This is a genomic window from Gloeocapsa sp. PCC 7428 (assembly GCF_000317555.1).
Taxonomy (GTDB): Bacteria; Cyanobacteriota; Cyanobacteriia; order Cyanobacteriales; family Chroococcidiopsidaceae; genus Chroogloeocystis.
The window spans coordinates 1,035,800-1,058,115 of the sequence record NC_019745.1; the positions used below are offsets into that span (position 1 = coordinate 1,035,800).

20 protein-coding genes are annotated in these 22,316 nt (G+C 44.0%); 12 read left to right on the forward strand and 8 right to left on the reverse strand.

The genetic code is table 11. The features are described 5' to 3' along the window. Nucleotides 1-117 precede the first annotated feature (117 nt). Nucleotides 118-1,557: a cell wall metabolism sensor histidine kinase WalK gene (locus tag GLO7428_RS04575; protein WP_015187389.1), complete on the reverse strand. Its 1,440-nt coding sequence runs from the start codon at nt 1,555-1,557 to the stop codon at nt 118-120. Between the two features lie 24 nt (nt 1,558-1,581). Beyond that, nucleotides 1,582-2,286 carry a response regulator transcription factor gene (locus tag GLO7428_RS04580; RefSeq protein WP_015187390.1) on the reverse strand — a complete coding sequence of 235 codons (705 nt, stop codon included), beginning with the start codon at nt 2,284-2,286 and terminating at the stop codon, nt 1,582-1,584. A 384-nt stretch (nt 2,287-2,670) separates the two neighbouring features. On the opposite strand from GLO7428_RS04580, the gene GLO7428_RS04585 reads away from it, so the two are divergent. The 5 genes from GLO7428_RS04585 to GLO7428_RS04605 all read left to right on the forward strand — a co-directional run bounded on the left by GLO7428_RS04585 (nt 2,671) and on the right by GLO7428_RS04605 (nt 7,786). Then, nucleotides 2,671-3,885, forward strand: a complete 1,215-nt coding sequence (locus tag GLO7428_RS04585; RefSeq protein WP_015187391.1) for an efflux RND transporter periplasmic adaptor subunit — start codon at nt 2,671-2,673, stop codon at nt 3,883-3,885. Nucleotides 3,886-3,921: 36 nt separating this feature from the next. Beyond that, entirely contained in the window at nt 3,922-4,308 is a 387-nt protein-coding gene (locus GLO7428_RS04590; RefSeq protein ID WP_015187392.1) for a four helix bundle protein, read from the forward strand. A gap of 29 nt (nt 4,309-4,337) precedes the next feature. Continuing rightward, nucleotides 4,338-5,519: an ABC transporter permease gene (locus GLO7428_RS04595; protein WP_015187393.1), complete on the forward strand. Its 1,182-nt coding sequence runs from the start codon at nt 4,338-4,340 to the stop codon at nt 5,517-5,519. A 23-nt stretch (nt 5,520-5,542) separates the two neighbouring features. Then, nucleotides 5,543-6,445 (forward strand): AraC family transcriptional regulator, encoded by a 903-nt coding sequence (locus GLO7428_RS04600; RefSeq protein ID WP_015187394.1) that lies wholly within the window; start codon nt 5,543-5,545, stop codon nt 6,443-6,445. Nucleotides 6,446-6,592: 147 nt separating this feature from the next. Further along, nucleotides 6,593-7,786: an NAD(P)H-quinone oxidoreductase subunit H gene (locus GLO7428_RS04605; RefSeq protein ID WP_015187395.1), complete on the forward strand. Its 1,194-nt coding sequence runs from the start codon at nt 6,593-6,595 to the stop codon at nt 7,784-7,786. A 51-nt stretch (nt 7,787-7,837) separates the two neighbouring features. Here the strand turns inward: GLO7428_RS04605 and GLO7428_RS04610 are convergent, their stop codons facing one another. Next, nucleotides 7,838-9,229 carry an NAD(P)/FAD-dependent oxidoreductase gene (locus tag GLO7428_RS04610; RefSeq protein WP_015187396.1) on the reverse strand — a complete coding sequence of 464 codons (1,392 nt, stop codon included), beginning with the start codon at nt 9,227-9,229 and terminating at the stop codon, nt 7,838-7,840. A 173-nt stretch (nt 9,230-9,402) separates the two neighbouring features. Continuing rightward, the gene (locus tag GLO7428_RS04615) at nt 9,403-10,608 is read right to left on the reverse strand and encodes a glycosyltransferase family 4 protein (RefSeq protein ID WP_015187397.1); all 1,206 of its coding nucleotides are present in this window, start codon (nt 10,606-10,608) and stop codon (nt 9,403-9,405) included. 210 nt (nt 10,609-10,818) lie between these two features. Here GLO7428_RS04615 and GLO7428_RS27650 point away from each other — a divergent pair, with 210 nt between their 5' ends. Both GLO7428_RS27650 and rlmN read left to right on the forward strand, forming a co-directional pair. Beyond that, on the forward strand, nt 10,819-10,956 hold the full coding sequence (locus GLO7428_RS27650) for a hypothetical protein (RefSeq protein ID WP_155823574.1): 138 nt from the start codon (nt 10,819-10,821) through the stop codon (nt 10,954-10,956). A 183-nt stretch (nt 10,957-11,139) separates the two neighbouring features. Next, nucleotides 11,140-12,204 carry a 23S rRNA (adenine(2503)-C(2))-methyltransferase RlmN gene (rlmN, locus tag GLO7428_RS04620; RefSeq protein ID WP_015187398.1) on the forward strand — a complete coding sequence of 355 codons (1,065 nt, stop codon included), beginning with the start codon at nt 11,140-11,142 and terminating at the stop codon, nt 12,202-12,204. Nucleotides 12,205-12,903: 699 nt separating this feature from the next. Here the strand turns inward: rlmN and uvrC are convergent. Next, a complete protein-coding gene (gene uvrC / locus GLO7428_RS04625; protein WP_015187399.1) occupies nt 12,904-14,805 on the reverse strand; it encodes an excinuclease ABC subunit UvrC in 1,902 nt (633 codons plus the stop codon). Between the two features lie 458 nt (nt 14,806-15,263). On the opposite strand from uvrC, the gene GLO7428_RS04630 reads away from it, so the two are divergent. Beyond that, a complete protein-coding gene (locus GLO7428_RS04630; RefSeq protein WP_015187400.1) occupies nt 15,264-15,443 on the forward strand; it encodes a hypothetical protein in 180 nt (59 codons plus the stop codon). A 15-nt stretch (nt 15,444-15,458) separates the two neighbouring features. Here the strand turns inward: GLO7428_RS04630 and GLO7428_RS04635 are convergent, their stop codons facing one another. Further along, the gene (locus GLO7428_RS04635; RefSeq protein ID WP_015187401.1) at nt 15,459-15,932 is read right to left on the reverse strand and encodes a response regulator; all 474 of its coding nucleotides are present in this window, start codon (nt 15,930-15,932) and stop codon (nt 15,459-15,461) included. 627 nt (nt 15,933-16,559) lie between these two features. On the opposite strand from GLO7428_RS04635, the gene deoC reads away from it, so the two are divergent. The 4 genes from deoC to GLO7428_RS04655 all read left to right on the forward strand — a co-directional run bounded on the left by deoC (nt 16,560) and on the right by GLO7428_RS04655 (nt 21,074). Next, nucleotides 16,560-17,255: a deoxyribose-phosphate aldolase gene (gene deoC / locus GLO7428_RS04640; RefSeq protein WP_015187402.1), complete on the forward strand. Its 696-nt coding sequence runs from the start codon at nt 16,560-16,562 to the stop codon at nt 17,253-17,255. A gap of 87 nt (nt 17,256-17,342) precedes the next feature. Beyond that, on the forward strand, nt 17,343-18,302 hold the full coding sequence (gene recO, locus GLO7428_RS29650) for a DNA repair protein RecO (RefSeq protein ID WP_015187403.1): 960 nt from the start codon (nt 17,343-17,345) through the stop codon (nt 18,300-18,302). Continuing rightward, complete coding sequence (locus GLO7428_RS04650; protein WP_015187404.1) at nt 18,286-19,818, forward strand: MFS transporter; 1,533 nt, start codon at nt 18,286-18,288, stop codon at nt 19,816-19,818. Before recO ends, GLO7428_RS04650 begins: the two co-directional genes overlap by 17 nt. A gap of 107 nt (nt 19,819-19,925) precedes the next feature. Continuing rightward, nucleotides 19,926-21,074 (forward strand): glycosyltransferase family 4 protein, encoded by a 1,149-nt coding sequence (locus GLO7428_RS04655; protein ID WP_015187405.1) that lies wholly within the window; start codon nt 19,926-19,928, stop codon nt 21,072-21,074. Between the two features lie 180 nt (nt 21,075-21,254). On the opposite strand, the gene GLO7428_RS04660 is transcribed toward GLO7428_RS04655, so the two are convergent. Both GLO7428_RS04660 and secG read right to left on the reverse strand, forming a co-directional pair. Beyond that, on the reverse strand, nt 21,255-21,995 hold the full coding sequence (locus tag GLO7428_RS04660; protein ID WP_041918904.1) for a peptidase: 741 nt from the start codon (nt 21,993-21,995) through the stop codon (nt 21,255-21,257). A 62-nt stretch (nt 21,996-22,057) separates the two neighbouring features. Beyond that, a complete protein-coding gene (gene secG, locus GLO7428_RS04665) occupies nt 22,058-22,291 on the reverse strand; it encodes a preprotein translocase subunit SecG (protein WP_015187407.1) in 234 nt (77 codons plus the stop codon). Between the last annotated feature and the right edge of the window lie 25 nt (nt 22,292-22,316).

Genomic DNA, 22,316 nt, shown 5'->3' on the forward strand with positions numbered 1-22,316 from the left:
ACAATTTATTTCCTGAAACGAAGATAAAGTAATACTTCTAGCAATTTTGCGCAACTAAGTTGCAATCACAAGCATACGCAGTCAACTGATAGCTTCGCAACTAAATTATTTTATTGTTTATTCTCCTCTGCTCCTCGGCTCAAGAAGCGGTAACTCTATCCAAAACACCGCCCCACCCGCAGGTTGATTCGCCGCATTAATTGTACCGCCATGAGCTTCTACAATCGCTTTGGCGATCGCTAAACCCAATCCTGAACCCCGTTCTTCATTCCGCTGCTGGCGATCGCGATAGAAGCGCTCAAAAATGTGAGGGAGGATAGTTGGAGAAATACCAGATCCTGTATCGGCAACTGTTACCCGTGCTTTACCTCGGACAATTTCTAGCCGGAAATCGATCTGTGTACCTTTAGAGGTGTGGCGAATTGCATTATCCAAGAGGTTCAGTAGCACTTGCTCGATGCGATCCACGTCAACAAGTACCATTATCTTGCGGGTAATCTGGGTTTGTAGCTGACGTTCTCCCATCATCAAGCGGACTTGTTCTGCGACGTCTGTACACAAGCTTGATAAGTCAATGGGTTGTAAGTCAAATGTTGCCGAGCGATCGCTGCGTGCTAGCAATAATAGATCTTTGACCAGCCGATTTGTGCGATCGACCTCGCGGCGAATTTTACGTAGCAAAGGCTTACCTGAATCGGGAGTCCCTGTGACTCCATTCATCAGTAGTAAGTCGGCATAACCACCGATCACGGTTAGTGGTGTCCGCAGTTCGTGCGACACATCAGCAAGAAATTGGCGCAGTCGAGATTCGGATCGCGTTTGTGCCTCAAACGCAGTTTGAATATGGTCAATCATTTTGTTGAAAGACCAAGCTAGCTTACCAACTTCATCGTGTCCCTGCGGTAGCTGTACGCGCTGCGAGAGATCGCCGCGTGCAATGCGATCCGTCACCACAATCATGCGTTCTAACGTGCGCAGATTAGCACGTACCATGAGAAAGATTAATGCTGCGGCGATCGCTAAAAAAACTAGGCTAGCTACTACAAATGACAACACGTGCTGGCGTATTTCAAAGAAGCGTTCCACAAGCGAGGTACTCAATACGACAACACCAAGTGGTTCTCGACGCGGTGGAATGGGGACAAGCGCTATCAAAATTTGCTTACCATTGCTACCATTTAGGATGTAATTTTGCTCTAACTTGCCTGCTAATGCCGGTGCATACCACTCTCTAGGTAATTCAGGTGGCATTGGTTCACCAATTGTACTGATATGCCGACCAATTACCCGACCATTGCGGTTAACAATCAATGCGCCTGTGTCTGCTGAAGTGAGATCAGTTGCAAGTTGTGGCGCTAGGGCTTGCAGCTTTTGTTCATCCACCGGCTGGTTGAGTAATTGTGCATCGATTGTTGGCTTTGCTTGCGCGCGAATGCGTACTGCTTCGCGATCCAACATAAAAGCGCGCAAATTGATGTAGTCATGCAAACCCAGTAATAGCAGCAAAGGAGTAATAGAAGCTAGAATACTGAGCGTCAATCGCCAGCGGAGTTTCATAATTATTTCGTCAACCTCAGCTAACTATTCCAACGCTGGAACGCGCAACATATATCCAATCCCGCGCACTGTCCGAATCATAAACGGTGGCTCGGTATCTAATTTGCTTCGCAAATAACTAATATAGACCTCGATGATGTTGGCATCACCATAGTAGTCATAACCCCAAACGCGATCGAGAATTGTTTGGCGCTCTAAAACTTGGTTTGGATGTTGCATTAGTAGGTGCAACAAGTCAAACTCTTTGCGTTTAAGCTCAACTAACACACCATTGCGCCAAGTTTCGCGGGTATTCGTATTTAATGTAATTGCTCCGACTGTTAGCACCTCACTTGACGGTGGTATATGGCGACGTAGCGCAGCGCGGATACGAGCAAGCAACTCAGGAAAATGAAACGGTTTAGTCAGGTAATCGTCGGCACCAAGCTCAAAACCACGTACCTTATCTGCAAGATCGTCGCGTACCGTCAGCATGATGATAAGAACATCGCTGCTACGGCGAATTCGGCGACAAACCTCGAATCCATCAATATCAGGCAAATTGTTATCAAGGATGACAAGCTGCGGTTTCCATGTGTTCAATGCTTCAAGCGCAGCGTATCCTGTTCGTACCGATTGCACCTCAAAACCTTCGTACCGCAAGCCAAGCTCAACAAAATCAATGATTAATTGCTCATCATCCACCACTAGCACTCGGATCGGCTGATTGCTCGTATCCTGACCACACATGGCGGTTAGCACTCCCCTAAGACTTGATTAATTTCAGTGTAGTACATCAAATTTTGTTACAACTGCTCAAGCAAATGGAAAGCAATTAGCTAACTGCTTTTGACCTTCTAACTTTTGATGGAGTTGCAAGCACGCTATGATTCACTATAGTCTTTTAACAAGTTAGGTTTCGTCCTGACTATCGCCGCCGCACCACAACTGAATACACCAAGCTGCACATAGACTGTGTTTAAGTTGTCACGACATAGAAAAGTGCTCAAGCAGCACACAACCAACTTATGTATAGTGCAGTGTCATCGCATTTTGATATATCGCGATCAATATTTTTAAGGAATGTTCAGCTTTGGCGATCGCTGCTATGCATAAGATTTCTAGTTGAAAATCATGAAGAAGTTTAAGAGTAAAGGTCAATGGCTAGCAGGGCTAGTTGCATTGGCGGGGATTGGTGTTAGTGGTTTAATCTATGTTTTAGTTATCAATCGCTCGGCTGAGCCAGTGCCAGTCAGCTTAGTTACTGTTGAGCGCGGTACTGTAGAAACGACCCTCAATGAAAGTGGTATCGTCGAACTGGGAAATCAACAAACAATCAAGTCGCCAACCGAAGGAGCCGTAGAGCAAGTCTTGGTACAACCTGGCGAACGAGTCAGCGCAGGACAAGTCCTGATTACCCTACGCTACCCAGAGCGACAAACAGCCCTTGGTAGCCAGCAAGCCAAGATTGAGCAGCAACAACGCATCCTCGCACGCAATCAGCAGAAAATCGGTGAAGCGCAAGAACAACTCCGCGCCGACGAACAAAACCTGCAAACGCTGGCGGCGGGAGCACGGGAAGGTGCGGTGGCTCGACGACAAGTCCAAGAACTTGCAGACAAGGTGCGCCAGACGCAGGCAACTTTGCGCGATGCTCAGACGGATACTCGTACAGCAGCACTTGAACTTCAGGCGTTACAACTAGAGCGGCAAAGAATTCAACAAGAACTGCGAGACACAGTGATTACTGCACCCGTTAATGGAGTCGTTCTTGGAATTGACGTCAAAAATAATGATGGCGTCGAATTACGCACCGACTTAATTACGATCGGCGATCCTCGGCAAGAACTCGTAAAGCTCCAGCTTTCCTCGCTCAATGCTGCCCAAGTTAAGGTCAATCAATTAGCACGCGTTAGTGTAATTGGTGCAGATACAAAAACTTTTACTGGAAAAGTTCAAAGCTTGTATCCTCAAGCTGTAATTCCGACAGAAGAGGAGGGGTCACAAAATCGCAGATCGAGTCAATCATCAGATGAACCAACAGTACCCGCGACAGTCAGGCTTGATACTCCAACAGGTTCGCTGATTCCTGGTAGTCGCGTGAATGTCGAAATTGTTTTAGAGCAACGCCAAAATGTTGTTGCATTAGATACTGAAGTCATTCAGCGTAACCCTGAGCCTTTCGTATGGATTCGCGACAGTCAAAGTCGTGCGCAAAAACGCAACATTAACTTGGGGTTAGAAGGTGTGTTGACAGTTGAAGTGACTTCTGGATTACGCGCAGGCGAACAAGTTATCATCCCGCCTGATGAGCCACTACAACCAGGAATGCCCGTCGTACCTGAATAAGAGCAGGGGAGCAGAGGGCGCAGAGGAGCGGAGGAGATGAAGAAAGAGCTAATTAAGAGTCATAAAGATTTGAGGGTTTATCAAATGGCATTTGATGCTGCAATCAAGATTTTTGAACTCTCTAAAAAGTTTCCTGTTGAGGAGCGTTATTCGTTAACCGATCAAATTCGTCGCTCCTCGCGGTCTGTTTGTGCAAATCTCGCAGCGGCGTGGAGAAAGTGCCGATATGAAGCAGCGTTTGTCGCTAAACTCAATGACTGTGAAGCTGAAGCTGCTGAAACCCAAATTTGGATTGAATTTGCTGTCAAATGCAACTACCTGGATGTTGCATCAGCAAGAGAACTATATGGAACCTATAACCAAATCTTAAGTGGTTTGGTAAGTATGATTGCTAACCCTTCACCTTGGTTAGTGAAACGTTGACATTCTTTCTCCTCTGCCCCTCTGCTATTATGAGTATTGCCCCAATTGACTTGCTAAATATCACTTATCGATCGCTACGTAGTAACCCTTTGCGCTCGGCGTTGACGGCTTTAGGAGTATTTATGGGTGTGGCAGCGGTCAGTGCTACATTGAATGTTCGCAGCATTAGTCGGGCTGTGATTGCACAGCAACTCGCCGAACGTGGTGCGCCACGGGTGTCGATATATCCTCGCTGGGAGCCAAATAGCCCAAACGTCGATCTGCAATCGGAAGATATGAAATTTCTGCGCCAGCGGCTCACAGGTGTACAGGCGATGAGTGCGTTTAATTGGGCGGGACCAACTTCTACGATTTTTCAAGATAACGAGGTGACTCCGCCGATGTCACTAGTATCGCAAGATTTTTTGATAACTTCGGGGCGATCGCTTGTCAAAGGCAGGTTCTTTACCGAGACGGATTTTGCTAATTATCGCGCGGTAGCAGTCGTTGATCAATTTCTCGAAAAGCAACTGTTTCAAGGAGAAGATCCAATTGGTCAGCGCATTTATGCTGGCAACCGACCTTATATTATCGTGGGAGTTGTCGAAACAAAGCTGGATGAAGAAGGACCACCCGAAGGTTTATTACTCATACCAATGTCGGTTCACAACGCCATACGCGGAAGCCGCAACATTGGTAGTATCCAAATGCGTCCGTATAATCTTAGCGATGTCGAAGCTTTGGGCGAACAAGCAGAAGAACTTTTACAACGGCGATTTCCTGGACAGAATTTTTTGGTATGGAATAACGTTGAAGATATCGTTCAGCAACAAGAAATTTTTGAACTTGCTTCGCGTGGGTTAACCGTAGTCGGCGCGATCGCTTTACTTGTTGGTGGTGTTGGTATTGCAAATATTACAATTGCGGCAGTTACAGAACGTACTTCTGAAATTGGCTTGCGTAGGGCTTTAGGAGCGACTAAACGGGAAATTATGCTGCAATTTCTCTTAGAAGCGGCACTATTGAGTTTATTTGGCGGAACGGTTGCTTTGGGTACGGTTCATACATTGACAGTGGCGATCGCAGATGCGTTTGATTTCCCTTACGAGTTTGAGGTGAATACCGCCGCGCTTTCGCTCGGTTCAGCACTTTTGGTTGGTGTCGGGGCGGGTTTTCCACCGGCATTGCGTGCAAGTCAACTCGATCCAGTGAAAGCTTTGCGATCAGAGTAAACTTTTAGTAGGAACTGTACGTAATGGGGCTTCAAGTTATGCCCAGCGAGAACCCGTTAGTTCTTGACCAAGAAGATAAAGTTTTACAGATTTTCCCACGTCCACCAATTCTCACAAGTTTTCAGGCAGGTTGGGATGGTGTTGTAATGGGCTATATGTGTCAGCCACCGTATGAAGTTCCTGAGATGTTTAGTCCGCGTTGGCATTCGATCGCGATCTTCACCCATGGCAATTATGCGATTCATGCAAATCGTAAATTGGATGGACGCTTTCATCGAGACGCGGTAGTTGGCGGAGATATCGTTATTGTGCCTGCCAATGTTTCAACGCAGGTGAGTTGGGAGGCTGAAGGTGACTTTATTTTGATAGCACTTGAGAAAAGTACATTTGCCAGCGCGGTTGATGAAAATTCTGAAGAGGTTGTAATTATACCACAATTTGCCACACCAGACCCACTTGTTTTTCAAATTGGGTTAGCACTTCAAAAAATACTTGCTAGCGATCAAAAAAATCGTCTCTATGCGGAGACAATGGCAAACACCTTAAGTGTTCATCTATTGCAGTACTACTCAGCACGAAAACCAACTTTACGTGAATATGCAGGTGGTCTATCAAAGCGTAAATTGCAGCAAGTAGTTGATTACATTAATGACGATTTAGACCGAGATTTGGGCTTAGCCGAACTTGCAGCCGTAGTGCAGATGAGTCCGCATTATTTTTGTCACTTATTCAAAAAATCAACAGGGTTAACTCCGCATCAGTACGTGATTCGTTGTCGAGTAGAACGTGCAAAAGCGTTAATTCTTGAAGGTAAACTAGCGATCGCCGATATTGCGTACAAAGTTGGTTTTGCGAACCAAAGTCATCTCAATCGTCACTTCAAACGTCTATTAGGTGTAACTCCCAAACAACTTCTACAAAAATAGCAAAAACGTACAAAAAATCGGACAAATTTACAAGACAGTTGGGTAGTGGGTAATGGGTAATAGGTAATGGGTGATTCTTAATAAGTATGTTTCCGCGTTCCCAGTTACCAGTCCTTTAGTTACGTCTATCGTTACCCACTTATACTTATGTCTTACGTTAAACGAATTGAAACAAGAACCGATCCCATGGTGTTGAACATGGGTCCGCACCATCCTTCGATGCACGGCTGTTTTAGATTAATTGTGACTCTTGATGGCGAAGACGTGGTGGATTGCGAGCCAGTGATTGGCTACTTACACCGAGGAATGGAGAAAATCGCGGAAAACCGCACCAATATCATGTACGTCCCTTACGTCAGTCGCTGGGACTACGCCGCAGGGATGTTTAATGAAGCCGTCACCGTCAATGCACCGGAGAAATTAGCTGATATTCCCGTACCAAAACGGGCTAGCTACATCCGCGCGATCATGCTGGAGTTGAACCGAATTGCCAATCACCTGCTGTGGTTGGGACCATTTATGTTAGATACGGGTGCTGGAACTCCTATTTTCTATATTTTTCGAGAAAGGGAGATGATTTACGACTTGTGGGAAGCTGCCACAGGTTATCGTATGGTAAACAACAACTACTTCCGCATTGGGGGAGTTGCAGTAGATTTACCTTATGGTTGGGTAGATAAGTGCTTTGACTTTTGTGACTACTTTGAACCAAAAGTCGATGAATATGAGCGCTTAATTACGAATAACCCGATCTTCCGCCGTCGTGTAGAAGGTGTTGGCACCATTAGCCGCGCAGAAGCGATAAATTGGGGATTGTCAGGTCCAATGTTACGCGCCAGCGGTGTGAAGTGGGACTTACGCGAAGTAGACCACTACGAATGTTACGATGATTTTGATTGGGAAGTGCAGTGGGAAAGTAGCGGAGATTGCTTTGCGCGGTACTTAGTCCGCATTCATGAAATGCGTGAATCCTTGAAAATTCTCCGCCAAGCGCTGAAGGGATTGCCAGGTGGTTCGTATGAAAACTTGGAAGCGAAACGTTTAGCTGAAGAGAAGAAATCGCAGTGGAATGGGTTTGATTACCAGTACATTGGCAAGAAAATCGCACCCACATTCAAGATTCCCAAAGGCGAACACTACGTCCGTGTCGAAAGTGGCAAAGGCGAACTAGGAATCTACATCATTGGTGATGATAATGTCTTCCCGTGGCGGTGGAAGATTCGTTCAGCGGATTTCAACAACTTGCAAATTTTGCCGCACTTGCTACGGGGTGTCAAGGTAGCGGATATTGTTGTGATTCTCGGCAGCGTAGATATTATTATGGGTTCGGTGGATCGGTAAAAGTTTTCTTGTCACAAATTTCGATTGAAATCAGTGACTACGAACAAGTCTTTACGTCCCCTTAGTTGCCAGTGTTGCTTGATGTCTGCTAGATTGCAGTGCTTCTTTGAAAACTAAAGCAACGATTTTAGGATGAAATAATGCGGTTGGTGTTTTTAGCATATGCATGACTTGGAGAAACTGCGATCGCACCTCAATATTCTTGGTAGATAGCAGCATGAGTCGATCCATATACCAGTGCATCAGCTTCGTTTTTTGATCAGGTGATTTGCCTTCAGTACCGCGATAACGGTAATCTTCACTTGTTGCGAGTGTCCAAGGAATCGCGTTAACTTGCGCTAATTGAGTTTGAAACCGTTTTCCTAAGCCAGAAAGACCTTGTTTAAGACATTGATCTAAAGTCTCTGCGGCGATCGCTGCTGTTGTCATTCCTTGTCCGTATACTGGATTGAACGCACACGCTGCATCGCCAGTCACGATCAAACCTTCTGGCATTCGGTGTAATTTTTCGTAATGGCGGCGGCGGTTTTCGGTAGCGCGATAGCTTACTATCGGTGAGAGAGGCTTAGCGTCTTTGATGGCATCGTAGAGTATTGAGCTACGTAGCGTACGGGCAAATTCTAAAAAACCAGCTTCGTCTGTAGGTGGATAGTCTCTATCTCCTCCGCCTAGCGAAACTAGCCAGTAACCGCCTTCAATTGGTAACATTAACCCCATGCGTGTCACATCTGGCGGTACAGCTTGCACATACAAAGCTTGCCAATCTCTTGCAACATTGGCAGGAAGTTGGTAAATACGACTAGCGTAGCCAACATGAGAATTTATTACAGTTTCTTGCGGTGCTTTGTAACCAAGTGTTATCAACCACTGTGGAGTTTTGGAAATTCGCCCACTCGCATCAACAACAAGATCAGCCAAGATTTGTTGTTCGCTGCTTCCAGGATATGATTGACGCGATCGCACTTGAACACCAGTAATCGCTGTATTATCTGCACTGGCAAGCAAACTCGTCACTTCAGATTCGGCAACAAAACGTATCTGCGGACATTGCATCAACTGTTGACGTACACCCCACTCTAGTAAACTGCGGCTACTTGCTAGCATTGTTATCCCAGAATTAAAGCGAATACCCCACCCCGCTGGATTCAGCCAAACGGTATCTTTTGCCATATCAAGCTGTGATGCCCCTACCGCGCACAATTGTGCCTGCAACCCAGGAAAAAGTTCTTCTAAAATCATTGCCCCCCGCATCAATAACACGTGGTTGTGATGCGATTGCGGAACACCTTGACGCGGTATCGGTTCGTCAGGAAAGCGATCGCGTTCAATAATTGTTACAGTATCAAAATGCTTCGTTAAAACTCGACCAGTCACCAGCCCAGCCATACTACCACCAATCACCACCGCATGGCTACCTTGGTTCGACAATAACTTCGGATACATTATGCTATCTCCCGTAAAGACTGTACTTCCAACAGCAAACCTAGAAGAACTCATCTTCAATAACACAAGTCTTGCTGGGTTCAGATCTCTACAAACTCTCTGTCCCTAATTACAGAATCTCCCCACTTTGCCTTCTTTGTGTCTTTGCGGTTTACCAAACTCCCTTTAAAATCCTACCCTGCAACACTCTTAATCATTTCTAGATGTTTCGACAACAAATCCGCCAAAGCATAGCGTTCTAACACCGTTTCCCTTGCCTTAACGCGAAGTTCTGCCATACGTGTAGGATGATCCAGCACTTCATCGACGCGGTCTGCAATTTGCTGCGGGGCAAAGAAATCAACAAGCAACCCATTTTCACCATCCTGAATCACTTCCGCAACAGGTGCAGTATTAGAACCTAGTACTAAACACCCCGTAGACATTGCCTCAATCATTGACCAAGATAAAACAAACGGTCGCGTCAGATAAACATGAACTGAGGAAGCTTGAATAACTTGCAGATATTGATTGTACGGTAACGACCCCGTGAAATGTACCCGCGATAAATCGAGCGGGACTTTTTTAAGCATAAACTCTTTATAGGACACGCCATCGGGTAAAGACTTACCATAGCAAACGCGCTCAGAACCTACAATAACAACATGACAATTGGGGCGGCGTTCTTGAATATAGGCGATCGCTTCGATAAACTGGGGGAAACCTCGATACGGTTCCATACCCCGCGCGACATACGTGACAAGTTCGTCAACTCCCGATAAATCTAAATTCGGTAAAACGAGCTTTGCACCTGGTTTAGGCTGAAAGTATTCGGTATCGACTCCATCATGCAGCACAGAAATTTTGCTGTGGAACTCTGGCGGAAACTGCGCGCGTTGCCAATAAGTCGGCGATAAACCGCGATCGCAACTGTACAAATCAATTAAAATCGGTGCATTCTTAATCCGAATCCGCGCGATATCATCAATATTTAAGGGATCGCTTGGGTCAAAATCGGCATCTGATCCACGCGCATGATAAAACCATTCAAAATAACAAATCAGTGGTGTAGTCGGAAATGCATCTTTAACAAATAATGTTGGTCCCCACCCCGAATGTCCGCAAATGACATCAGGAATGAATTGACGTGCTTTCAATTGTTCAGCTATTTTATAGACTGCTTGTCCGTGTAATACCGCACTTTCCAATGGTCTAACATAATGATGTGTTGATGGATGCGGGTTGCGACTTGGTTCAAAAATAGCTTTGTAAATACCTGGTAGCGAAACATCTTGATTTTTAGTACCAAAAACAACTTGATTGTTTGGATCGCTAGCCAGCGCTTGTGCAATATGACGATATTGCGCTGGAAAATTAGTATGAAGAAATAATATGCGCATCTATATTAAATAGTTTGAATTATCAGTAAGTTTTATGCAGTTATGACAGAATATTTGATTTTATAGAATTACCACAGCTATGTATACAATTAGGCTGGCGTTTAAGGCTATATAAAATCCCCAACTGTGGGCAGGGCAATTTCATTGTCAGGGTAAAAAAACTAAACTAATCTCAAAGCTCATCATCTTGGGAGCAATATTAGGTTACTGTTGAAACTCTACCAAGCGACTGAACAGATTTTCAATACTCAACGCGGTCATCGTCGCTTCTATCTAAGTCTATCGCCCTGCTTTATTGTTAATTCAGCAAGTCGCCTCGATTTCAACCGCTATGCGACGCTTGGCTAATCTAATTCAACCTTGTTTTCCTTCAGCTACAATGAAACAGCCCTGCCAGAATTGGGGGATGTTGATGAGCTTGAGTTCTCCCAGTTCTGAGCGAGAAGATAAGAGAAAAGGTTTATTCATGGAGTTAGGGGCAGACATACTCTGAAATGCTGCTTGTTTTAATCTAAAATCTTAAATTCAATTATGAGTAGTCAAAGTATAAATCAAACGCTAGAGACAACAATACCGATCGCCGCACCGCAACCACTGTTGGGTTTAAGTTTGCCCGAATTGACGGATTGGGTAGTTTCTCAAGGACAACCTGCGTATCGCGGGCGACAGCTATACGAGTGGATTTACAGAAAAGGCGTGCGATCGCTTGTCGATATTTCTGTGTTTCCCAAAACTTGGCGTGCGGCGGTTGCTGATGTTTCAATTGGGCGATCGCAAATCCACTACCGTTCGGTTGCACCGGATGAAACCGTAAAATATCTTCTGCAACTTGCGGATGGAAAAATTATTGAAACTGTTGGTATTCCCACTGAAAAGCGCCTCACAGTTTGTGTTTCTACGCAAGTTGGTTGCCCGATGGCATGCGATTTTTGTGCGACAGGGAAGGGCGGCTTTATGCGTAACTTAGCTGCACACGAAATTATCGACCAAGTTTTAACTGTTCAGGAAGACTTGCAACGCCGTGTTAGCCATATCGTTTTCATGGGTATGGGTGAACCTTTGCTGAATACTGCAAATGTTGTCGCAGCCGTCAAATCTTTAAACCAAGATGTTGGTATTGGACAGCGTGGAATCACAATTTCTACGGTTGGTATTCCTGGACATATCTTGCGCTTAGCACAGCATCAACTCCAAGTAACCCTTGCTGTCAGCCTTCATGCTGCTAATCAAGCGTTACGCGAAAAATTGATTCCCAGCGCGCGTCATTATCCCTTAGAAAATCTAATCGATGAATGCCGTCAATACGTACAAATTACTGGTCGCCGAATTACTTTTGAATATATTCTTCTTGCTGGAGTTAACGATAATACAAAACAAGCAGCCGAGTTAGCTCAGCTGCTACGCGGGTTTCAAACTCACGTTAACTTAATCCCCTATAACCCCATTCGGGAAGCGGACTACCAACGTCCCACTTTTCGCGGAATTCAAGCTTTTGTTGACGTCTTGCATCAACATCAAATTGCTGTTAGTGTGCGCTATTCGCGTGGTTTGGAGGCTGACGCTGCTTGTGGGCAATTGCGGGCAACGCAAGCTTAGACGATCAGCATCCACACCTGGCGCGTAAGCTTCCACTACTTTACCTGTTTCAGCACAAGTCACCATCAAGTAATCGCAGCAGGAGCATTGTGTCCGAATCAATCGACTTTGGGGTATATGATGGCGTTCACCCTCACTGCCGCAGTTAGGACACCTAATTTTTTGTACAAGCATTTTAAACCTCTGGAAGCAAGCAGTTTTAAAAAAGAAAATTTAACTTGGCAATTTAATGAACTTACAGGATTAAACAAAAAGCAACAAATCTTAAATTTGTAGCTAAATTGTGACCTACTTACTTAAGAAATCTGTTTCTCCTATATCTAGCTTGCCATTACACAAACGAAGTTGTCATATAACCTGGGGGATAGAAAGTAACAAACTAGTTTTGAGTTTACTTTTATTTTTTGCTGATCCCCGACTACATTTCTCTTGCATTGTACTGTTTTAATCTAATTTATGTAGATATTTAACTTTAAATTCAACTTTAATTAAATGGCTTAGCAAAAACTGTTGTTTGCATAACAAAGCAACCTCTAATCTGCCTTATAGTGGCGCTTTCGCTGTCTATATTTAACATTTACTTAAGATTTCGGTTCTGCCCAGGGATAGATTAACGAGTAATAAAAAAACTAAAAATGCCGATGTTTTCCGCATCGGTACATATCAATCATGCAGAACTCAGACCAGATGATTTCTACCTTAAGAAGGATGAAAATAATTATAAATTTCTTGCGCTAGGTGTGGACCGATTCCTGGTGCAGCGGCTAATTGTTCTGGGGTAGCTTGACGAATATAGTCAATCGAGCGGAAATGAGCTAAAAGCTGTTTTTGTCGGTGATATCCCAAACCAGGAATTTCATCTAAGCGCGATCGCCGTAATTTATCACTACGCTGCTGGCGGTGGAACGTGACAGCAAAACGGTGTGCTTCATCGCGCAAGCGTCGTAGTAATTGTACTCCTGGTTGTTCTGCTTCAGTTACTAAGGACTGCGACTCGCCTGGTAAGAAAATTTCTTCGCGCTGCTTCGCAAGGCTAACGACGCGCAACTCATCCATTAAATTCATTTCTTGCAATACCGCCACAACGGAGGATAACTGTCCCTTACCACCATCAATCATCACAAGATCGGGCCAATCAGGATTACCTACGCGCTGTAGTTGCGGATCTTCGGCATACTTACGAAAGCGACGCTGAATCACTTCCGCAAGGCTGGCAAAATCATCCGAGTGACCAGATGTCACCGTCGGATTCTTAATTTTATAGTGGCGATAGTATTGCTTCGCGGGTAAACCATCGATGAAGACGACTTGAGACGCTACAGCGTTTGAACCTTGAATATGCGAAATGTCGTAACCTTCAATCCGGTGCGGTAAATCAGGTAAGTCAACAATTGCGGCAAGATCCTCCATCGCTTGCGTATTGCGATCGCTCAATTTCTGCGCGCGTTGTAATTCGTATTGTGCGTTACGTTCCACCATCTCAATGAGTTCGGCTTTGGTAGCACGTTGCGGCGCGACAATTGTCACTTTTCGCGCTTTGCGATCGCTCAACACATCTACTAGCATTTCCGCATCGGGTAATTCATGCTGTACTAAAATCTCTGTGGGAATTTCTACCGAATCAGCCGTTTGGTAATGTTCCTCTAATACTCGTTGTAAAATTGCTCCAGGTTCAGCGTGCGCGTCTGCGACAAATCCCAAGCGTCCGACTAACTGTCCCGCCCGAATTTGAAATAACTGTACGCAAGCATAATTTTCATCAGCGGCAAGCGCGATCGCATCGCGCGACACTGTATCATCAGGTAACGATACCTTTTGCTCTGCACTCAATGACTTTAACCCCGCAATCTGATCGCGAATTCGTGCTGCGGATTCAAAATTCAGTGCGTCTGCTGACTTGTGCATCTGTTCAGTGAGAATATCGATCAGTTCCTGCGTTCTGCCTTGAAAGACCATCGCTACTTTTTGGACAGTTTTGCGGTATTCTTCTGGAGAAATCAGTTTTTGACACACACCTGGGCATCGTCCCAAGTCGTAGTTAAGACACGGACGATCTTTAAATAGTGGTTGGGGTCGTTGTTTCAGCGCAAAAATTCGCTTCGATAACCGTAAGATATTACGCAGTAACCGCGAGTCGGTATAAGGTCCGTAAAATTTATCTTCTTTTTTACCTTGACGACGGTTGCGCGTGATAAAGATACGCGGATATTCTTCTGACCAAGTAATACAGACGTAAGGATACTTCTTGTCATCTTTGAGCAGCACATTAAAATACGGCTGGTGCTGCTTAATTAAGTTTGCTTCGAGGGCTAGTGCTTCAGCTTCTGTATCTGTGACAATAAATTCAATCTCTGTTACCTGTCGCACCATCAGCGCGATGCGATCGCTGAGTTTCTGGGATTCGCGAAAGTAGGAACGAACCCGCGACCGCAATTTCCGTGATTTGCCAATGTACATAATGCGATCGCTAGCATCACGCATCAAATAAACCCCAGGTTCCGCCGGAACCTCTTTTAAACGTTGCGCTAAACGTTCTGGGTCTTTGACGAGTGGTAGTGTTTTTGTCACTAGTGTCTTGAATGGCAGTGCGTGCGATGTCATTTTGATACGAGAATTGAATATCTGTTGAATTACGCTTTTTGCAAGCTGGCTATTTGCAATATCAAAGACTTACTACCACGTGTCAGCTTGCTGAACCTCAAAAAAGCTTGAGATATAATTTGTAACCTTTGAACGCTGGTTCGTAAGCCTTATAGTTACCCTTTTCAGTTTAATTATGAGGATCTACGAATAACCCTATATCAATCCTAGAGGTAACTACAGCATTTGGCTGTTTAATTTTTGTAGTGATAATACGGATTTAAAATTTTGTGGTTGTTTGATATAATACTTGCAAAATTGGCGTTTAAAGTTGCTATCAAATTCAGGCTGGCAAACATGAAATTATAACGAGTAGGAGCAAGTAAGACTGACATTTATATTGTCAAAGTTTAGATTAGTATCTAGATCAGATATAAAATTTTATACTTATACGCTTCCCTAAAATACAAAGCACAGCCATGAATTTGGAAGAATTTGAGACTCAATATCGAAATACACTTGATCGCAGCCTCAATCAATTGCAAACAACTGTTTTGTTGTTAGCACAATTAGAAGCAAACATTGCTTCTGTTAGTAAAGATCTCCAAACTCTCAGCCAAACGGTAGAAGAATTTATCAGCGAGCAGAAAACAAAGTAACCAAGATTTACCTATTTAAGTAGTTAAGGTAGCCAATTCTTCTTTAATTGCTTGTTTCAACTCCGTCAAATTTACCGGCTTAACAAAATACCTTGTTGCGCCTAGACTTAATGCTCGCTGTTGATCGGCGCTAAAAGCAAACGCAGAGACTACAAATATAGGAATATGTTGCCAGTCGGCTCGGTTTTGCAGCTTCCCTAATAAAGTGTAGCCATCAATATCTGGTAACTTTAAGTCTAATAAAATAAGTTGGGGCTGAAACTCGGTCATCTTTTGAAAAAAGCACGTGCCATCAGCTAAGCTGAGAATCTCGTAACCGCAAAAACTTAGGTAATCATCAAGCATCTGGCGGTTCAAATCGTTATCTTCTACGATAAGAATTTTGCTACGGACGGTAGCAGACGAGATGACAGCACCTGCATCAACCGTAGAACTTTGCTGATCGCTATTCACAACTTCTTCAGATATAGTAGTCACTAACCGTAACATTTATAAGTAAGGTCTTCCTCATGCCATAGGATTAACATATTTTTTGAAAATTACTTAATCATAGAAAAATATTTATATTAATTTTATCTTTATTTAACAGTTATATACCTAAACAAGCAGAAAAGCTATTAATCTGGCGAAATTGCTATTTTTACAGCAAACTGACCCAATGTATAAAACTTATAAAACTAAAGTGTAAGTGGTGGTGACAGAAGTCATACTAAGTCAAAAAGTCTTCTAAATAAATGGCATGAGAGTGTACAAGAAATTGCAGGACTCTCGAAGTTATAGGGCAAGGCTTTATCGATTTTCAGTGCCAACCTCGCTGTAGGTTTATCCAACATTATTTTGTATAAAAAGATAAAAAAAAGAGATATTTAAGCTTAAATAGTTGAAAATAAGTATGTTTGGCTTTTAATCGGCGATTTTTTAGTTTCTACGGTGTCTTAGAAGAGATTTAAGCGAATAGCTGCTCAAAATAAAGTGAGCGATGTTTGTTGAAGAAGTTTACTAAGTAAATAAACTTTTGATTTGCGATCGCTAATTTAAGGTATTCTGAGCTTAAGATTTTAAAATTATTTAAGATTCTGATAAAAAATAATTATAGCTCGCTTGGAGAACAAAGCGATGGCCGCTGACTATCCTGATATTGATATTGCGCCGTTGATTGACCATGCGCTGCTAAACCCTACAGCAACCGCAGACCAAGTACAACAGTGTTGCGAACAAGCAGATCGCTTTCAATTCGCGACTGTTTGCGTGTACCCAACTCATGTCCGCCAAGCCGCCGAACTCCTGTATGGAAAAAACCCGCAAGTTTGTACAGTAATTGGATTTCCGACAGGCGCTACGACTTCTGCGGTCAAGCTTTATGAAGCACAAGAAGCAGTAGATAATGGCGCAACCGAGTTAGATGTTGTGATTAACCTCGGCTGGCTCAAAGCTGGTAAAACCGAGCAATTGCACCGAGAAATTGCTGAAATTTGCGAAGCAACAGGAAAAACAGTCAAAGTGATTTTGGAAACTACCCTATTGACAGATGCGGAAAAACGTCTCGCAGCAGAAATATGTATGGATGCTGGGGCAGCGTTTCTCAAAACAAGTACGGGTTGGAATGGAGGAGCGACAGTTGCGGATGTAAAACTTTTAAAAGAAGTTGCCAAAGATCGCGTAGGTATTAAAGCGTCTGGCGGAATTCGCACAATTGAACAAGCTTTTGACTTGATTATGGCAGGTGCGACACGGTTAGGTACTTCTCGTGGTCCAGAATTGATTCACCAACGCGATAACCTGGATAAAGAGGCAGTAGATTTAGAAGGATAAGGTAAGCGCTTAAAGGCTAAGAGTCTTTATTTATTACCTTTTACTTTTAATACTTGCTATTTTCTCTAGCCCTCAGCACCTATATTTATGAGCCGAACCTACAAAGCTACTGGAATAAATTTGAAAAGTATGGCGTTAGGCGAATCAGATCGCTTGCTGACAATTTTAACGCGCGAGTTTGGTTTGGTTCGAGCAGTAGCACCAGGTTCGCGAAAGCACAATTCTAGCTTAAGTGGCAGAAGTGGTTTGTTTGTCGTCAATGAGTTGTTAATTGCGAAAGGGCGATCGCTCGATAAAATTACGCAAGCCGAAACGAAAGAATCTTATCCAGGCTTAAGTCAAGATTTGGGAAAATTAGCGGCTAGTCAGTACTTAGCAGAAATTGCATTGTATCAAGCGTTAAGCGAACAACCACAAGAAGAATTATTTAGCTTACTTCGCGAACACCTTAGCAGGTTAGAACAATTACCTAGAAATCAGCCGCGTTGGGCGATCGCTTACCTTAGCCATGCAGTTTTTCACCTCCTAGCGATCGCCGGAATTGCACCTCAAGTACAACGTTGCTGTTTAAGTGGAAATCCTTTACAACCAGATTTGAGTGATTCACAGTGGCAAGTAGGATTTAGTGCAGCCGCAGGTGGAATTGTTAGCTTAGAAGCCCTGGAACGCCTGCAATCCCAGGGGCGCAGCCTCATAGCATCTGAACGCGGTACTTACAATCACAAACCTACTTCTCAAGTCAAGCGTGTAGCCGACCAACCTGGACAAAGCTACCAGACAATTGCGCACCGGCAAGAAACACCCGCGTTAATTAGCCGCGTTGATGCTGCGGAACTCAATATATTACAACAGTTATCTCAAGCTGAGTTAAATCAACTTACACCACTAGCAGCGGACAATTCTTTTGCAGACGGCAACTGGATATTTATTGAGCAAATTCTACGACAATATGCTCAGTATCATTTTGGTCGTCCAATTCGCTCTGCTGCCTTAATCGATAGTTATTTTGCTTTGCCGACTTCTACAAACGATGATGCAACCGCCTAATTTAGATACAGAAAGCTTTTTATCATCTCCTCGCTTACATAGCACCAACCGGAGGAAGGAGACATCATTTTATCATCACTATCCAGATACCTCGTATGTTTATCAAGTTTCGCACGAAAATACAACGAACAGCGATGTCGTCAGCAATAAAGTTGCTCAGGGAGCAACGAATGGTTCATTACTGAAACACAGCGGCGAAGAAGACACAACGATTGCAACGACACCAGCCGATGGCGAAGCTGCCGAGGTCGGTTTTTTACCTGTATTAAAAAATCGCAATTTCCTGGCACTGTGGAGCGGTCAAGTTTTTTCACAGCTAGCGGATAAAGTCTATTTAGTTTTAATGATTGCGATTATTTCCACCCGTTTTCAGGCAAGCAACCAAAGTATCAGCGGTTGGGTATCAGCAATCATGATGGCGTTTACAATTCCTGCGGTACTGTTTGGTTCCGTTGCTGGTGTCTTTGTAGACCGATGGTCTACAAAAGCCGTGCTGGTAGTGACAAATTTAGTACGTGGTGGTTTAGTGTTATCAATTCCAGTGCTGTTGTGGATGACGCAAGACTGGAGTGCAGTTGGTAGTTTGCCGGCGGGTTTTGCAATTTTACTTGTATTATCTTTTCTCGTTTCTACCTTGACACAGTTTTTTGCTCCCGCAGAGCAAGCAGCAATTCCCTTGATTGTGGAACGGCGTCATTTATTGTCGGCAAATTCCTTATATACGACAACGATGATGGCGTTAGTCGTTGTTGGGTTTGCTGTCGGCGAACCGCTGCTAGCAATTGCCGATGCCTTGACGATGCGATTTGGTTCTGAGATTGGTAAAGAACTCGTTGTCGGTGGTAGTTATGCGATCGCGGGTTGTTTATTAATGCTATTGAAAACAGGTGAGAAAAATCGCGAAACTGAGGAAGCGCCGCACATTTGGCAAGATTTACGCGATGGATTGGAATATTTACGGAAAAATCACCGAATTCGGACGGCTCTCATTCAGCTTGTCATTTTATTTTCTATTTTCGCAGCGCTGGCGGTTTTGGCGGTGCGGATGGCAGAGGTGATTCCGCAAATGAAATCTTCGCAGTTTGGCTTTTTACTCGCGGCTGGTGGTTTAGGAATTGCCGCAGGTGCAACGCTATTAGGTCAGTACGGACAGCGTATTTCTCCGATTCAACTGAGCCTTTATGGTTCCGTGGGAATTGCAGGGTGTTTAATTGGGTTAGCGATATTTACTGAACAACTTTTAGCTGTACTATTATTAATTACACTTTTAGGCGGCTTTGCGTCTTTAGTCGCGATTCCGATGCAAACGGCGATTCAAAAAGAAACTTCTCCAGAAATGCGAGGGAAAATTTTTGGACTACAAAATAACGTCATCAATATTGCCTTGACACTACCGCTAGCGTTAGCCGGAGTCGCCGAGACATTTATCGGCTTGCAGGCAGTTTTTTTGAGTTTAGCAGCGGCAGCGATCGCAGGAGGTGTCTTAACCTGGTATATTTGCCGTACAGAGACATAAACTCTCAAATAAAAAACACGGCAAGGAAATGAGCAGGAGGAACCTGTTTCAACTTTGCGCCCCTCATTGATCCCTCACTTACCTGAGAAAATCGCACCTCAACCTGAATGCATATTGCCTGGCTCGGAAAAAAATCACCATTTTGTGGCAATGTCACGTATAGTCGAGAAGTCACTAATGCCCTATTAGAGCGGGGACATCAAGTCAGCTTTCTTCACTTTGCGCAAGAGGAAGAAGAGCCTGATAACTGGCCAGATTGTCCAGAAGTTTCCCTACCATTTTTGTACAAATCCCAAGTTTACACAATTCCGACGCTAAAAGCTGCCAAGGTCTTAAGTCAATCTTTGCAGCAACTTAAACCTGATATCGTCCACGCGTCGTTAACACTATCCCCGCTTGACTTTCTCCTCCCAGACATCTGCGGAGAACTCAACTTACCGCTGGTTGCCACTTTTCATACTCCGTTTGCTGGCAAAGGCGCTAAGCTCAAATCGGGAACACAGCTTTTGGCGTATCAACTCTATGCACCTTTTCTGGTGAACTACGATCGCGTAATCGTCTTCTCGCAGGTACAACGCGAATTATTAGCACGTTTAGGACTAATACCCGAAAATGTTGCTGTTATCCCCAATGGTGTAGATATTCAAAAATATTCTCCTGGTTCGTCAAAAATTAAAGCAAAGCTAAACGCACAGCGTTTGTTTATTTACCAAGGTCGCTTGGCACCGGAGAAAAATGTAGAGCCTTTATTACGCGCCTGGAAGCACTCAGAAATGCATCCAGATAGCAAATTACTGATTGTCGGTGATGGTCCATTAACACCTTCACTAGAACCGTTCTATGGTTCTGAACATGGTATTCACTGGTTAGGATTTATCGCCGAGGAAGAACAGCGCATTGAAATCCTACGAGGCTGTGATGTTTTTATTTTGCCGTCTTTAGTCGAAGGACTGTCAATATCCTTGCTAGAGGCAATGGCTTGTGGTGTAGCTTGTCTAGCAACTGATGTTGGTGCAGATGGCGAAGTTTTAGAGGGTGGTGCTGGTGTCATTCTCACACCACGCCGCGTAGAATCACAGTTACGAACCTTGCTGCCACTCTTCCAAGACCATCCTGAATTAACCACTTTATTAGGACAGAAAGCCCGTAAGCGCGTTGTCGAACGCTATACACTGAGCCAAAATATTACCCAAGTCGAGAAACTCTATGCTCAAGTTTTAGAGCAACGGCGGTTTCATTTCAGTCGTGGGGCGTAACAAGGTGCAAACGAACAGAGGCGCAAGAAAGCATAAATACGAATTGATATAGAGCAGTTTCGTTGGGGTAGTTAGGACATTGAAGGTACGAATAACCATTACCTTAATTAATCTTCAACTCTGACCTCTGCTATAGCAATACCCGTTTTAGCTCTGAGTGTAACCTCTGCCATAAAATCTCTAAGCCCTTGGTAACAGCCATCCTAATCGTGTTGGTTGCTGATAAACTCGCTTGAGCGTGTTCACATCTCTAGCAGAAATTGGTGGTGGATTCCGCACTTGGGAAAAGTACAACGCATCGTTTGGGTTTGGGCTATGTCCCCAAATTCCTAATGCATGACCGAATTCATGGCGCGCTGCGGCTTGAAGATACTGACCTGTTTGATTAGGACTCAGCAAAATTGAACAACGATGAGATAAAACACGATTGGAACTTACATACAACTCGTAGGTCGTTTCAGCCGATCGCGCACGCGGAAATTTCTCGTTAGGGGCAATTCGCAACGGAGGAGATAAACGCAAAATTTTAATGTCTGCAACCTCAGGTTGTTCTACGACTTGCAAGGGTAAATAAACGTTCCATTCTTGAATGGCTTGCAAGACTTCGTTTGCCCAGCTTTGTAGTCTGTCAGCGTTGTGGGTTTCGGCGTGTGGTTGTTGGATGTAAACTTTAACTGGCAACTGCGACCATACTAAATAGCCGACTTCGGTTGGTTTGATTTCTGAAAAGTAATCGCCACTGTTACTTTGGTCTTGCCACTGTGCCAAGCTAGCAGGCAAAGGATGTTGCTGAAGTTGCGGTAATTTTGAAGCTTGTGCTACTTCAGTCAGCTTGGTATTGGCTTTAGAGGTATCATAACTAATAGCAACCACTAGCGCAGCGATCGCCACCAGAATAAATATAAAAAATTCCTGCCGCAAAGCAGATTTGATTCGCGTCAGCAAAATTAAACAAAAAACTTATTAAGCAACAGCGCTCGTAATTAACGAGGTAACCAGTTAGCACTCAGAACAACAGTTAAACCAAGAAAAAGTACTGTGAGTGCCCAGGTAACTCGGTTCAAAGTTGTTTCAGCACTTTTTGTACTGCTGAATAGTTGTGCTTGTCCGCCAATTGCTCCAATACCATCACCTTTAGGGCTATGTAATAGTACCAATACAGTTAAACCTACCGCAGATACAACCCACAGGATTTCTACAATGTTGTAAATTGTCATGCTGACACTCAATCCAAAAATGAAC

What these genes read in the sequence shown, in the direction of transcription:
- GLO7428_RS04585 (WP_015187391.1), top strand. Translation starts at nt 2,671, where the DNA reads ATGAAGAAGTTTAAGAGTAAAGGTCAATGGCTAGCAGGGCTAGTTGCA.
- uvrC (WP_015187399.1), bottom strand. Translation starts at nt 14,805, where the DNA reads ATGACATCGCACGCACTGCCATTCAAGACACTAGTGACAAAAACACTA.
- GLO7428_RS04630 (WP_015187400.1), top strand. Translation starts at nt 15,264, where the DNA reads ATGAATTTGGAAGAATTTGAGACTCAATATCGAAATACACTTGATCGC.
- GLO7428_RS04655 (WP_015187405.1), top strand. Translation starts at nt 19,926, where the DNA reads ATGCATATTGCCTGGCTCGGAAAAAAATCACCATTTTGTGGCAATGTC.
- GLO7428_RS04605 (WP_015187395.1), top strand. Translation starts at nt 6,593, where the DNA reads ATGTCTTACGTTAAACGAATTGAAACAAGAACCGATCCCATGGTGTTG.
- rlmN (WP_015187398.1), top strand. Translation starts at nt 11,140, where the DNA reads ATGAGTAGTCAAAGTATAAATCAAACGCTAGAGACAACAATACCGATC.
- GLO7428_RS04615 (WP_015187397.1), bottom strand. Translation starts at nt 10,608, where the DNA reads ATGCGCATATTATTTCTTCATACTAATTTTCCAGCGCAATATCGTCAT.
- GLO7428_RS04635 (WP_015187401.1), bottom strand. Translation starts at nt 15,932, where the DNA reads ATGTTACGGTTAGTGACTACTATATCTGAAGAAGTTGTGAATAGCGAT.
- GLO7428_RS04590 (WP_015187392.1), top strand. Translation starts at nt 3,922, where the DNA reads ATGAAGAAAGAGCTAATTAAGAGTCATAAAGATTTGAGGGTTTATCAA.
- recO (WP_015187403.1), top strand. Translation starts at nt 17,343, where the DNA reads ATGAGCCGAACCTACAAAGCTACTGGAATAAATTTGAAAAGTATGGCG.
- GLO7428_RS04595 (WP_015187393.1), top strand. Translation starts at nt 4,338, where the DNA reads ATGAGTATTGCCCCAATTGACTTGCTAAATATCACTTATCGATCGCTA.
- GLO7428_RS04600 (WP_015187394.1), top strand. Translation starts at nt 5,543, where the DNA reads ATGGGGCTTCAAGTTATGCCCAGCGAGAACCCGTTAGTTCTTGACCAA.
- GLO7428_RS04580 (WP_015187390.1), bottom strand. Translation starts at nt 2,286, where the DNA reads ATGTGTGGTCAGGATACGAGCAATCAGCCGATCCGAGTGCTAGTGGTG.
- GLO7428_RS04575 (WP_015187389.1), bottom strand. Translation starts at nt 1,557, where the DNA reads ATGAAACTCCGCTGGCGATTGACGCTCAGTATTCTAGCTTCTATTACT.
- secG (WP_015187407.1), bottom strand. Translation starts at nt 22,291, where the DNA reads ATGACAATTTACAACATTGTAGAAATCCTGTGGGTTGTATCTGCGGTA.
- GLO7428_RS04650 (WP_015187404.1), top strand. Translation starts at nt 18,286, where the DNA reads ATGATGCAACCGCCTAATTTAGATACAGAAAGCTTTTTATCATCTCCT.
- GLO7428_RS04610 (WP_015187396.1), bottom strand. Translation starts at nt 9,229, where the DNA reads ATGTATCCGAAGTTATTGTCGAACCAAGGTAGCCATGCGGTGGTGATT.
- deoC (WP_015187402.1), top strand. Translation starts at nt 16,560, where the DNA reads ATGGCCGCTGACTATCCTGATATTGATATTGCGCCGTTGATTGACCAT.